The organism is Corynebacterium gottingense (assembly GCF_007559235.1).
GTDB classification, from domain to species: domain Bacteria; phylum Actinomycetota; class Actinomycetes; order Mycobacteriales; family Mycobacteriaceae; genus Corynebacterium; species Corynebacterium gottingense.
On record NZ_VMHH01000001.1, the window covers coordinates 463665 to 476962 of the forward strand.

The following is a 13298-nucleotide window of genomic DNA, read 5'->3' on the forward strand; positions in this document are numbered from 1 at the left end:
GTGACTCGCCTTTCAAACAGTGAGGAGTGGTTTCTTTCTAACGCGTTCCATCATGAATGACACAACGGAGATTTTTGTTTTCTCCCCCGGCGTGTCACGACCCTCAACCTCTACTTTAGAGTTTTGACCTGGGCTTTTACCGCGACGTGACGAGTTCCGGGTTCGAGATATTGAACTCCGTGCCCTCCAGCTGCAGCACGGTCTCAAGCGCGAGCGCCTTATTCATGTTGTCCTCCGCAGCACCCCACGTCACTTGCCGCCCGCCGGCTACGTGCAGCACGTACTCGTACGGCCCGCGCGCCTCCAGAGACTCGACCTCGCCACGGGTTTTATCGCTTATCGACGCCGCGATCTCCACCGCGTGCCGCTTCCCCTCCTCATCACCGATTCCGGGCCCAACCAGCTCCATCGCGCCCGCCGGGGGCTCGGCGACAATGAAGTCCTTGCCTTCGTCGTCGATCAAGTGCGCGCCGTCATCCTCGGTGACAAACGCGACCGGCTTGTGCTCGTCCACCACGACGTCGATGGCGCTCGGCCAGTCGCGCTTGACCGTCACGGAGCTCACCCACGGGTTCCCGGCGACGCGCTGCGCGGCACCCTGCACGTCCACCCGGCCCATCGGCGTCTCCGGCTCGATCCCGGTGAGGTCCTGGACCTCGCCGGTGCTGAGGTTCTGGGTGCCGTCCACATTGATCCCGTGGACCGGCATCATCGGGGTAAACGGCATGATCGCGCCCACGACGCCGATGACCACAACGGCGAGGGCCACGGAGCCGATGGCGCGACGACGCCTCCGCATACGCTTGGCGCGCGACGCCGCGTCGTCGACCGGTGCCAGAGGCTCCTCGGCTGCCGCTTCGGCGCGCGGCGCAGCGGTCGTCTCTTGGGCACGCGCGTGTACGTGGCTGGATGTCTCACCCGGCTCGGGCTCCGGCTCCGGCTCGGGCTCGTCCCACTCCTCCGGGTCGAGCTCACCCTCGTCCGCGGGGTCGACGGCGACGTCAACGGCTCCGTCGACCTCCGGGGTCTGCGGCTCCTCGCGCGAGTCGTCTAATTCTTGCGAGTCTTGCGGATCTTGGGTGTCTTGGATGTGTTGAGCGTCTTGGGGCTCCTCCGGGTTCGGGGTGCCGGAACTGCCGATCGCGGTGGACATTTAGGCCTCCGCGCCCGGCGTCGCGTTGCCCGAGAGCTCGCGGAGGATCTCCGGCGCGAGCAGCGTCACACTGCCGGCGCCCATCGTCAGCACGAGGTCGCCCGGCTTTGTCAGGGACGCCACCGTCCGCGGCACTGCGGAAAAGTCGGGCTCCAGGCGGACCTCGGTCCCGTCCGCGATACGGTCGGTGATGATCCGCGAGGTCACCCCCTCCACGGGGGTTTCGCGCGCGCCGTAGATGTCGAGGACGACGCAGGCGTCGGCAAGCGAAAGGGCCTGGGCGAACTCCTCGGCGAAGGCTTCGGTGCGGGAGTAGAGGTGCGGCTGGAAGCAGACAACGACGCGCGCGCCGTTGCCCTCGGTAGTGACCTTGTCGCGCGCGGCGGTGAGCACCGCGTTGACCTCGGTCGGGTGGTGGGCGTAGTCGTCGTAGACGCGCACGCCGTCGAAGTCGCCGCCCTCGACCTGGCCGCGGAACTCGAAGCGACGGCGCACGCCGGAAAAGTCGGTGAGCCCCTCCCCCAGCTTCTCCGGGTCGGCGCCGGCAAGCACGCCTGCGAGCAGCGCGGCCGCGGAGTTGAGCACCATGTGGCGGCCCGGGACACTGAGCTGATAGCGCACCGTGGCGGTGTGTTCGGGCACGTTCAGCTCCACAGTCGTCGTGACGTAGGAGCCTTCCACCGTTTCCTCGGTGATCACGGCGCCGGCGGGGACGTCGGGATGGGCCGCGACGGCCTCCGCGGTGCCGTAGCCGAGCACGTTGACGCCCCGGGCGGCGGCGCGCTCACCGCACTCGGCGGCGTGCGGGTCGTCCAGGCAGACCACGAGGTGGCCGCCGGGCTGGACGCGGTCGGCGAAGTCGTCGAAGACCTGGAAGTACGCCTCGTGGGTCTTGAAGAAGTCGAGGTGGTCGGGCTCGATGTTGGTAATCACCGCGACGTTCGGCTTGTAGCGAAGCAGCGACGCGTCCGACTCGTCCGCCTCGGCCACGAACACGTCGCCCGCTCCGTGGTGGGCGTTCGTGCCGGCGCGGTTGAGCTGACCACCAATGGCAAAGGAGGGGTCCACCCCGGCCGCCTGCAGCGCCACCACCGCCATGGACGTGGTGGACGTCTTGCCGTGCGTCCCGGCAAGGAGCACCTGGGTGTAGCCCTCCATGAGCTCGCCCAGCAGGTCGGAGCGGCGGATCACCGGGATTCCCTCCTCGGCAGCACGCACCAGCTCCGGGTTGTCCTTGGGGATCGCGGCGAAGCTGGTCACCACGACGGTCGGGAGCTCACCGGAAAGCTCGAGGTTTTCGCGCGCGTGGCCGATGGCCACCTCCGCGCCCTGCAGGCGCAGCGCGCGGACCGGGCGGGACTCCTTCACGTCCGAACCGGTGACCACGGAGCCGCGGTCGAGCAGGATGTGGGCCACGCCGGACATACCGGCGCCGCCGATGCCGATGAGGTGGACGCGGGAGAGGTCGATTGTGGTCTCGGCCGGGTCGGAAGCGCCCGGGGTAGTCGTCGGCGTCATTGGGGGTCTCCTTCTAATCGGGTGAATCGGCGGGGGGCTACTGGTGCGCGCTGCGGGCGGCGGCCTTGGTGATGCGCCGTGCGAGTTCCTCGGCCACGTTGCCAGCGCCCGAGGTTTCGAGGGCGCTGCGCATCTCTTGGTAGCGGTCCGGGCTACCCAGGATGCCCAGGACTCCTTCGGCGAGGGCGTCGGGGGTGAGCGACGCGTCGTCAATACGCACTGCGGCCCCGGTGGCAACAAGGTGCGCGGAGTTGAGCCCCTGCTCGCCGTTGCCGTGCGGCAGCGGGATGTAGATCGCGGGCAGTCCTGCGGCGGAGTTCTCTGCCACGGTCATGGCGCCGGAGCGGCAGACCACGAGGTCCGCGACAGCGTACGCGGCCTCCATATCGTCGATGTACGGCACGGCCGTGTAGCCGTCCATGGTCGTGGGGGCGTCGTTCTTGCGGCCGTACGCGTGCAGAACCTGGAACCCCGCGCCGGTGATCCGCTCCACCGCGCCGGCAAGCGCGCGGTTAATGTTCACCGCGCCCTGGGACCCGCCGGTGACCAGGACCGTCTTCGTGTTGGGGTCAAGGTCCCACATCTTGTATCCGCGCTCGGCCTTCGCCCCGTCCGGGTCGTCACCCACGCCCGGGCGCACGGGGATCCCGACGACGTCGCCGGCCATGCCCGAGTTCGGCACGGCGGTGAGCCCAATGCCACCGAGTCGCACGCCGAGCTTGTTCGCCATACCAGCCAGCGCGTTGGTCTCCAGGACAAAGAACGGCAGTCGCAGCTGGCGCGCGGCCAGGTACGCGGGACCGGCGACGTATCCGCCGGTGCCGAAGACCACGTCCGCGCCGCTCTCCTTCATGATGTCCGCGGTTTGACGCACCGCGCGGCGCAGCTTCAGCGGGATGCCCGCCCACTTCAGCGGCTGCTTGCGGGGCATCGGCACCGGGTCAATGAGCTCGAGCTCGAATCCTCGCGCGGGCACGATGGTCGTCTCCAACCCCTTCTCCGTGCCCAGAGCGACGACGCGCGCGCCATAGGTGTCGCGCAGGACCTCGCCGACCGCGAGCGCGGGCTCGATGTGGCCCGCGGTGCCGCCTCCGGCTACCACCACATTGAGCTGGGTGTTGAGCTCGGTACCGTCTCCGTCGTGCGTTTCAGCCATTGCCGTATTTCCGCCTTTCACGTCGCTGACCGGCAGCGTTAGCCGGCCCGGTGCTCGCCCCTGCGAGCGCTGTTTCGTGGTTCATCGTAGCGTGCCTGCTCGCGGCGCCTGCTCGGGCGACCTCGTTCGTCGTCGGTGCGGCGACCGGCCCCCGCTGCGCCGCGCGCCGTGACGGGTGTGCCGAAGCGCGCGTCGCGCTGGTTCGGTCGAACGACGCGCCCCGAGCGCGACCCTTCGCGCTTCCGCGATGCGGTCTTCGGGCGCGGGGTGCCTTGCTTATCGACGGGCCGCGGCTCCCCAATCAACAACAGTTGGTCAAAGAGCGGACGCCCGTAGTTCTGCATCGCAGAGACCGCATCCGGCTCGTGGCGGGCCACCGAGGCGAGCACACCCATAGCGCCGAACGTGATGACCGCGGACGTGCCGCCCGCGGAGAGCATCGGCAGCTGGATGCCGGTCACAGGCAGCAGGCCGACAACGTAGCCGATGTTGATGAACGCCTGGGAAACCACAGCAGCCGCCAGCGAGGCAGCCATGAGCCGCTGCTCCTGCGTCTGCGCGCGGCGCGCGGCCCGCAGGCCGAAGTAGCCGAGCATGGCGAACAGGCAGATCACCAGCGCGCCGCCCCACAAGCCAAGCTCCTCACCGATGACGGCGAAGATGAAGTCATTTTGCGCCTCCGGGAGGTAGAACCACTTGGCGCGAGATTGGCCGAGTCCGACGCCGAAGAGGGCACCGTCGGCAAGCGAAAGAAAGCCCTGGTGCGACTGGAACGCGATGCCGCGCGTGTCCTCGAAGTGACCGAGGAGCGCGTCGAAGTAGACGTGGAAGCGGTTGGAACGGAAGCCGCCCGCCGCAAACTGGCTGAAGAGGAAGATCGCGCCGATGCCGGCGAAGATGCCGATCGTGCGCCACGAGATGCCCGCGAAGAGCAGGATGAACGCGACGACAAGTGCGAACGAGACCGCCATGCCGAAGTCGCCCTGCGCAGCGATCAGCGCCAGGCAGATGACCGAGACGACGGTGAAACGCAGCGTTCCGGTTCCGGCCTGCAGCGGGCGCGTCGCGTCCTTGTTGGCCACCTCTTGTGCGCCCCAGATTGCAATGGCGATGCGGGCGAGCTCCGAGGGCTGCAAGCGCAGCGGCCCGAGCTCGAGCCAGGACTGCGAGCCCACCGATTCCTTACCCGTGCCCAGCGGCGTAAGCACCGCGATGAGCAGGAGAACCGCCAACCACATAAGCACGACGCTGAGCTTGTGCAAACGGGACGGCGGGATCTTCAGCGCGGCCCAAAAAGCGATCAGGCCGCCGATGACCATGAGGAGCTGGCGCAGTGCGATGCTCCACGGCGCCTGGTTGTTCGCCACCGACATGGCCATGGATGAGCTGAGCACCATCACGACGCCGAGGCCGGCGAGGACGAGCACCACAGTGCGGATCATGGTGTAGTCCAGCAGGGGGCGCGAATCCATGAACTCGCCCAGGCGACGCGAGGCGTTGCCCAGCCGGGACTCCTGTCGGACCGCGGCGCTGGAACGCTCGGCGGGGCGGCGCCCGCGAGTCGCCCCGGCCGGGCGCTCCGACCTCCTGTGATTGTCTGGTTTCAGCGTCATCGAATGCGTCCTGTGGCCTTTCGTCGTCTCAACCAGCGTGGTTCGTGTTACTCGTGTTAGCAGTGTCTCATTGCTGCGGCGCGAAATTCGTCGCCACGCGCTGACATTCCGGAATACATATCCAAACTTGCAGCAGCCGGTGCTAATAACACAGAATCCCCAGGCTGCGCTACGGAAGCTGCGAACTCAACCACGTTGTCCATCGCTTCGGCCGGGTCGGTGCTCTCCGTGACAAATATGGGCACCTGCGGGGCGAGCCGCTTCAGCGCGTCGCGCAGGATTTCGCGGTCTGTCCCCATCAGCGCCACAGCGCGGAACTGTGCAGAGTGCTCGTGGATGAGCTCGTCCACGCCTGCGCCCTTGAGCTGTCCGCCCGCGACCCACACCACGGTGCCCGCGCCCGAGAGCGCGGAGTGGGCGGCGTGTGGGTTGGTGGCCTTGGAGTTGTCCACCCAATCCACGCCCCCACTACTGTGGACGATGGCGCCGCGGTGGTCGGCCACGCGGTACGCGTCCAACCCGTCCTGGATGTGAGTGGGCGTCGCACCCTGGGTGAGCGCCATCGCCGCCGCGGCGGCGGCGTCGAGCACGCCCGCGGCCCCCGGGGGCTGGATGCGCGTGGCGGAAGCGAGGTCCACGGGATCGTCGCTCTTCCAGCGAGAGACCAGCCGACCGCCCTCCACGCCGACCTGGCCGGGCTCGGGGGCGCGCAGCGTGAAGCCGATGACGTCGTCGCGGCCGGTTGCCGCCACCAGTTTGGTCACTTCCGGGTCGTCTGCGCCGGCGACCGCGCTGGGCGCGCGCAGCACTTTCGCCTTGTCGGACGCGTAGTTGGCAAAGGAGCCGTGCCAATCCAGGTGGTCGTCCGCGAGGTTGAGCAGCACGCCCGCATCGGGGACGAGCTGGCTGGACCAGTGCAGCTGGAAGCTGGAGAGCTCCGCCACCAGCACGTCGACGCGTTCCTCGGCCAGCAGCGCGTCTGCGACGGCCACGCCGATGTTGCCGCAGGCCTGTGCGCGCTTGCCGGTGTCGTTCCCGTACTGCGCCATGATGGAGGCGAGCATGCCGGTGGTGGTGGTCTTACCGTTCGTGCCGGTAACCACCAGCCACTCGCGCGGCGCGCCGAACGCGCCCGCGCGGTCGAGCCGGAAGCACAGTTCCACATCCCCGATGACTTCGAGGCCGGCCTGTGCGGCCTCCACCAGGAGCGGGGTGTCCGGGCGCCAGCCGGGGGACGTCACCAAGGTGGCAAAGTCGGCGAAGCGCTCGGCCGCCTCCGCGGTCGTGATGACGGGAGCGCCGGTGGCATCGCGGACCGCGTCGCGGCCAGCCGCGCTGTCGTCTGCGACCGTGTACTCCACCCGGAGGGCGGAGAGCATGCGGGCCGCGCCGAGGCCGGAGACGCCGGCTCCGGCGACGAGCACGGGGGCGTCGATAAGCATGTGCCCCTGCATCTGGGAGGCCATTTACGCGCTCACCCCGTCTTGCGTGAGCCACTCGCCGTAGAACAGCGCGAGGCCGAGCGCGACGGCCATGGCGGAGATGATCCAGAAGCGAACCACCACGGTGGTCTCGGCCCAGCCGCCGTTTTCAAAGTGGTGGTGGAACGGCGCCATGCGGAACACGCGCTTGCCGGTCGTCTTGTACGACGCGACCTGGATGACCACGGAACCTGCCTCCATGACAAACAGCGCGCCGACCACGATCATGAGCAGCTCGGTGCGCGAGGCCACGGAGAGCCCGGCGACCAATCCGCCGAGCGCGAGCGATCCGGTGTCACCCATGAAGATCTTGGCCGGCGCCGCGTTCCACCACAGGAAGCCGATGCAGGCGCCAAAGCCGGCGGCGGCGAGGATGGCCAGGTCGAGGGGGTCGCGGACCGCGTAGCAGCCGGGGGTTGCGGACAGGGAGCAGGAGTTGCGGAACTGCCAGAACGTGATGGCCACATACGCGGACATCACCAGCGCGGTCGTGCCCGATGCGAGGCCGTCGAGGCCGTCGGTGAGGTTGACCGCGTTGGACCAGGCCGCGAGCAGGATGTAGATGAACACGAGGAAGACAAGCGTGCCGAGGATGCCGCCGCCGACCGCCAGGTCGATCGTTTCAATGTCTCGGACGAAGCTCAACGCGGTTGAGCCGGGGGTCAGCCCCTCGTTGTCGGGGAATTGCAAGATGAGAATGCCAAAGGCGAGCGCGATGGCCAGCTGCGCTACCAGCTTCGCGGTCTTATTCAGACCCAGGTTGCGGTGCATGAACAGCTTGATCCCGTCGTCCGCAAACCCAACGAGGCCGAGCGACAGGGTCAGTCCAAGCACGATGAGGCCGCTGGCGGTGAACGCTTCGTGCCCGGTAAACAGCGCGATCAGCGAGCTGAGAATGTAGCTGACGGTAATCGCGACGAGGATCGCGATACCGCCCATCGTCGGCGTGCCGCGCTTGCGCGCGTGGGACTGCGGGCCGTCCTCGCGGATCTCCTGCCCCATGGCCCGCCGGTGGAAATACCGAATGAGCACGGGCGTCAGGAAAATGGCCACGAGGAAGCTGATAATCCCTGCGCTTAAGACTTGAACCATTGAAGTGCTACCTTGCTAGAAATTTTTACTGTTGAGTTGTTGAGCGCTGGGCGCATGCTTATCGACGCCCACCCGCCACCTACGGCGACGGAGACAGATCAGCTATGAGGATAATTGCGTTGGTCGTCCCTTAAGTGATGACCCGCCAGAAGTTCCTCGGCGACCCTCCACAACTTGACCGCGTTGGAGGCCTTCACCAGCACCACGTCGCGGTCGGTACGGTGTTCCCAGCCCGACTCGCCCGGCGGCGCGGCGGACAAGAGCCGGCGCACGGCGGCGGTGGCCTCCTTGGCATCCTCGACCAGTTGGGTCTGGATGCCGTGTTCTTGCGCCCCGCGCAGCAGCGCCTCCATCGGCGCAGTGTGTCCGACGGCGATGAGGTGGGTGACGTGGTAGCGTCCGAGTTCCTCGGCGAGGGCGGCGTGGGCGGCGACCGCGTCGCTGCCCAACTCCCCCATCTCGCCGAGCACCGCGACGGAGCGCACCCCGGGGCGGGCGGCAGCTGTGTAGCCCAGCGCCGCGATGCCGGCGCGCATGGATTCTGGGTTGGCGTTGTAGGCATCATTGATCACGGTGACGCCGTCCTCGCGCGTGTTCACGTCCATGCGGTTGACCGACACGGAGCGGGCGGCGCTGAGTGCCTCGGCCACTTGGGCCGCGTCGAGCCCGGCCTGGACGCCGACCGCCGCGGCGGCCAGCGCGTTGGACACCTGGTGGGCACCGAAGACCCCGAGCGAGACGCGCTGGGGTTCCGCGTCCGGGCAGTGCAGGACGAAAGACGCGCGAGCGATGGCGTCAAGGGTGATGTCGGTGGCGTAGAAATCGCCGCCGCGCGGGTGCGTGGAAAAGGTGACGACTCGCGCGTTGGTGCGCGACGCCATGGCGGAGACCAGGTCGTCGTCCGCGTTGAGGACCGCCACGCCGCCTTCTTCCGCCGACGGCAGCGCCTCCACGAGCTCGCCCTTGGCCAGGGCGATGTTCTCGCGCGATCCGAACTCGCCAATGTGGGCGGAGCCGACGTTGAGCACCACGCCGATCTGTGGCGGGGCGATCTTGGCCAGGTGGGCAATGTGCCCGATGCCGCGTGCGGACATCTCCGCGACCAAGAAGTCCGTGTCCTCGGTGCAGCGCAGCACCGTGTAGGGGTGACCGATCTCATTATTAAACGATCCCGGGGGCGCTACCGTCTCTCCAGCGCGCGTGAGCAGCGTGGCCATGAGGTCCTTGGTCGACGTCTTGCCGGCGGAACCAGTCACCCCGGCGATGGTCAGGTTGTGTGTCGCGCTCAACTCCCGCGCCACGTAGGCGGCGAGCTTGCTCATGCCCTGGACGACGCCCGCGGTGGATCCGTCCGGGTCGCCTGCAGCCAAGTCCGAGTTGTCGCCCTCTCGGGGCGGGACCTTCGGCACGATGATGGCGGGGACGCCAACCTCGCGCGCGGTGAGTGCGGCGACCGCACCGTCGCGCACCGCGGCCTCGGCGAAGTCGTGGCCGTCCACCCGCGCGCCCCGGAGCGCAACGAACAGGCCACCGGGGACCAGCTTGCGCGAGTCGAACTCCACGTTGCCGGTGACCACTGCGTCCGGGTCGGCCTCCGGGCTCAGCCTCCCGCCGGTAATGTCAGCGATTGTTGCCAGGCTCAGCGGTATCATGCGTGCTCCTTCTCGGCTCCCGCCGCGTAGCCGTGCTCGGCCAGCGCGCGGCGCATCTCTTCCCTGTCATCAAAGTGGTGGGTCGTGGTTCCCACAATCTGGCCGACCTCGTGGCCCTTGCCAACCACCACGATCGCGTCGCCGGGCTGCGCCCAGGCGACCAGCTCGTCGATGGCACCGGCGCGCGAGTCGTTCTCCCGGATCTCGGTGTCTGCTCCGGCGGCGTCCTCCGCGCCCTTGCGCACCGCCGCGCGAATCGTGGCCGGGTCTTCCGTGCGCGGGTTATCATCCGCCACCACGACAAAGTCCGCGCCGCGTGCGGCCTCCGCGCCCATAATCGCGCGCTTGGACGAATCACGGTCGCCGCCCGCGCCGACGACAATGCCCACGCGGCCGTCAACTTGCTTGCGCAGTGTCTGCAGCACCGCGGCGATCGCGGCGGGCTTGTGCGCGTAGTCCACGACCGCGACAAAGTCCTGGCCGGCGTCGATGCGTTCCATACGGCCGGGCACCGCGGCGTTAGCGAGCCCCTGGATGAACGGCTCGGCGTCCACGCCGCAGGTGGTGGCCATCCCCACCGCCAGCGCGGCGTTGGCCACGTTGAACGCGCCCGGCATGGGCAGTCGGAACTCGTAGTCGCGCCCGTCGTGGGTCAGCGCGATGTGCTGCGCTCCGCTTTCCTCCACGGAGACCTGGCGGGCCTGCACGTCGAGGCCCTCCTGGCCGTGGGTCCCCACGGTGACGGGGTGCACGGCGCGCTCGGCCATCCGCTCGCCCCACTCATCGTCCACGCACACCACGCTCTTCGCCGCCGCGACTGGCGACGCCGGGTCGAAGAACAGCGCCTTCGCCTCGAAGTAGTCCTCCATCGTCGGGTGGAAGTCGAGGTGGTCCTGGCTCAGGTTGGTAAACCCGGCGACGTCGAAATCAGTGCCGCCGACTCGGCCGAGCATCAGCGCGTGCGAGGACACCTCCATCACCACGTGGGTCACACCTTCGTCCCGCATCCGCGCAAACAGCGCCTGCAGCGCCGGCGCCTCCGGGGTGGTCAGCTTCGACGGGACATCGCGCCCCGCAATCCTCGTGCCCGTCGTACCGATCAGCCCGACCTTGTGCCCCGCGGCGCTTAGGCCGCGTTCGAGCAAATACGTCGTTGTCGTCTTGCCAGAGGTCCCGGTCACGCCAAGCAGGAGCATGCTTTTCGACGGCCACCCGTAGACCTCTGCCGACACCTCGCCGAGCACGGCGCGGACGTCCTCGACGACCAGCACGGGCCGCTCGTCTCCGGTGGCGGCGATGATGTCCAGGCCGGCGACGTCGGTAAGCATTGCCCCCGCCTGCGAGCCCTCGGCGAACGACGCGCCGTGGACGCGGGTGCCGGGCAGCGCCGCGAACAGCCCGCCCGGCTCGATCGCGGTGGAGTCGAGACTGATCGAGGCGATCTGTGTGTCGTCAGCGGGCGGGTTGACCACGCGCGCCCCGGCGATCTGCGCGAGGTGCTGCAGCGTGGGTGCTTCGGTGTTCATGTGGCCTCCTTGTGTTGGCGGTTGCTGCTGGTTATTAAGTTGTGTCGTGACTGGGCACTAGGCACTGGGCACTGCACCACGCACCTTACTGCTGCTGCAGCACATACGGCTTTGCCTCCGGGCTCGGCGGGATGTTCTCGTGGTTGAGCAGCCAGGCGGCGATGTCCTTGAACACCGGCGCGGCGGACTGGCCGCCGGCGCCGCCTTCGAGGGGGCCGCGCGTCGGCTCATCAAGCATGATGGCGACGACGAAGCGCGGATCGTCGGCAGGCGCGATGCCCGCGAACGTGATCCAGTACTGGCTCTGCGAGTACGCGCCCGTGTCCGGGTCGACCTTCTGCGCCGTGCCTGTCTTGCCGGAGAGCTGGTAGCCCTCGATCTCGTTGCCCTGAGCAGTGCCGTTCTGCACACCGGCGGGGTCGGACTGGAAGGTGGACCGGAACATATCCACGACGGTGCGCGCGGTTTCTTCGCTGACCACGCGGTTGGTCGCTGGTGCGGGCTGCTCGATCTGCTCGCCGTCCGGGCCGGTGATCTGCTTGATCACGCGCGGTTCGACGCGCTCGCCGCCGTTGGCCAGGGTCTGGAACACGCTGGCCATTTGCAGCGCGGTCCAGCTCATTCCCTGGCCGATCGGGAGGTTGGCAAACGTGCCGCCGGACCACTGCTCCAGGACGGGGACGATGCCTGCGGACTCGTTGGGCAGCTCGACGCCCGTGGTCTTGCCCAGGCCGAAGCGCTGCAGGTAGTCCCAGTAGCGCTCCTCGCCGAGGCGCTGCGCGAGCTGCAGGGTGCCCACGTTGGAGGACTTACCAAATATGCCGGCGGTGGTGTACGGCATGACGTCGTGCTGCCAAGCGTCTGCGACCGTCACCCCTGCCATGTCGATGGAGCCCGGGACCTGGTGGACCTCCTCCGGGTTGGTCGTACCCTCCTCGATCGAGGCAGCAGCTGTGATGATCTTGGCCACCGAGCCCGGCTCGAATGGGTGCGAGACCGCGTTGTTCTCAAAGTCGCGTCCCTCCTTGAGCTGCTTGTTCAAGTCGCCGTTCGGGTCGATCGTGTCGGTGTTGGCCATCGCCAGGACCTCGCCGGTGTGGGCGTCGAGCACGACGGCCTGCGCGTCCTTTGCCTCGGAGTTGCGCTTCGCTTGCTCGAGGGTCTGCTGCACGTAGGTCTGCAGGTCCAGGTCCACGGTGAGCTCGACGCGCGCGCCGTCGACGGCGGGGACGACATCTCGCAACGTGCCCGGGATTGCGGTGCCGCCGGCGGCGACATCCTCTGTGGAACGGCCGTTGATGCCGGTCAGCGCGGCGTCGCTCGATGCCTCGAGGCCGAACTGACCCTGGCCGTCCATGGAGACCTTGCCAATAATGTTCTCGCCAATCGCGCCGTTTGGGTATTGGCGGATGTCCTGGTTGTCCGCGGCAAGGCCATGGAACGTGCGGGCGAGCGCGCCGGCAACATCTGGGTCGACGTTGCGGACGAGCACCTCATAGTTGGAGTCCGAGTGCAGCTTGTCCAGGATGTCCTTCGGCTTGACCGAACTTTCTTGGGCATCCGGCCCCACCCCTTCGGAGGGGTTCTGGTTTCCGCCCTTTGCAGTGGGCTTCGCGCCGGTGGACTTCGGCAGCTCGAGGCCGTCCAGGTCGCTCAGCACGTCAAGCGATTCCTCTCCCTCCTCCGGCTCGCGGAGCACGACGCGGTGCTCAATGGCCAGCGGAATCGAGTTTGCCATCTGGCGCAGCCGGTCCTCGACGCGAGCGTCGAGCTGCTGCTCGATGTCGGATTCGGAGACGTCTGCCTGACGCATCTTATACGTCTCCAACTCCGCCAGCTCCTGGCGCAACACCACCGGCGACACCGTTAGGGAGCGCGCCTGCATGGTGTAAGCGAGTTGGTTGCCCTCGCGATCAACGACGTCACCGCGGCGGGCCGGGTCGACGTAGACGCGGGCGCGCTGTGTCTGCGCCTGCTCGCGCAGCTCCGGTCCCCACTTGAGCTGGACCCACGCGAGTCGAGCGACGAGCACGGCCGCGACGATAAGGAATACGGTCACCACGAGACTGACGCGAGCATTGGTCAGCTTGCGCTGATCCATTGCGCT

Annotated in this window: 9 protein-coding genes; all 9 read right to left on the reverse strand. The window is 68.0% G+C overall.

The features are described from left to right. Positions 1-136: 136 nt before the first annotated feature. The 9 genes from FPH17_RS02155 to FPH17_RS02195 all read right to left on the reverse strand — a co-directional run bounded on the left by FPH17_RS02155 (position 137) and on the right by FPH17_RS02195 (position 13292). Positions 137-1153, reverse strand: coding sequence for a cell division protein FtsQ/DivIB (locus tag FPH17_RS02155; RefSeq protein WP_154878493.1), 1017 nt, complete (start codon positions 1151-1153; stop codon positions 137-139). Beyond that, the gene (murC, locus tag FPH17_RS02160) at positions 1154-2671 is read right to left on the reverse strand and encodes a UDP-N-acetylmuramate--L-alanine ligase (RefSeq protein ID WP_154878494.1); all 1518 of its coding nucleotides are present in this window, start codon (positions 2669-2671) and stop codon (positions 1154-1156) included. A gap of 37 nt (positions 2672-2708) precedes the next feature. Continuing rightward, positions 2709-3827, reverse strand: a complete 1119-nt coding sequence (locus FPH17_RS02165; protein WP_154878495.1) for a UDP-N-acetylglucosamine--N-acetylmuramyl-(pentapeptide) pyrophosphoryl-undecaprenol N-acetylglucosamine transferase — start codon at positions 3825-3827, stop codon at positions 2709-2711. A 38-nt stretch (positions 3828-3865) separates the two neighbouring features. Next, positions 3866-5440 (reverse strand): FtsW/RodA/SpoVE family cell cycle protein, encoded by a 1575-nt coding sequence (locus FPH17_RS02170; RefSeq protein WP_203085496.1) that lies wholly within the window; start codon positions 5438-5440, stop codon positions 3866-3868. A 56-nt stretch (positions 5441-5496) separates the two neighbouring features. Beyond that, entirely contained in the window at positions 5497-6906 is a 1410-nt protein-coding gene (gene murD, locus FPH17_RS02175; RefSeq protein WP_154878496.1) for a UDP-N-acetylmuramoyl-L-alanine--D-glutamate ligase, read from the reverse strand. Further along, positions 6907-8013: a phospho-N-acetylmuramoyl-pentapeptide-transferase gene (gene mraY, locus FPH17_RS02180; protein WP_154878497.1), complete on the reverse strand. Its 1107-nt coding sequence runs from the start codon at positions 8011-8013 to the stop codon at positions 6907-6909. A 98-nt stretch (positions 8014-8111) separates the two neighbouring features. Further along, a complete protein-coding gene (locus FPH17_RS02185; RefSeq protein ID WP_154878498.1) occupies positions 8112-9665 on the reverse strand; it encodes a UDP-N-acetylmuramoyl-tripeptide--D-alanyl-D-alanine ligase in 1554 nt (517 codons plus the stop codon). After that, on the reverse strand, positions 9662-11191 hold the full coding sequence (locus FPH17_RS02190) for a UDP-N-acetylmuramoyl-L-alanyl-D-glutamate--2,6-diaminopimelate ligase (RefSeq protein ID WP_154878499.1): 1530 nt from the start codon (positions 11189-11191) through the stop codon (positions 9662-9664). Before FPH17_RS02190 ends, FPH17_RS02185 begins: the two co-directional genes overlap by 4 nt. A gap of 85 nt (positions 11192-11276) precedes the next feature. Continuing rightward, a complete protein-coding gene (locus tag FPH17_RS02195; protein ID WP_154878500.1) occupies positions 11277-13292 on the reverse strand; it encodes a peptidoglycan D,D-transpeptidase FtsI family protein in 2016 nt (671 codons plus the stop codon). Positions 13293-13298: the final 6 nt, after the last annotated feature.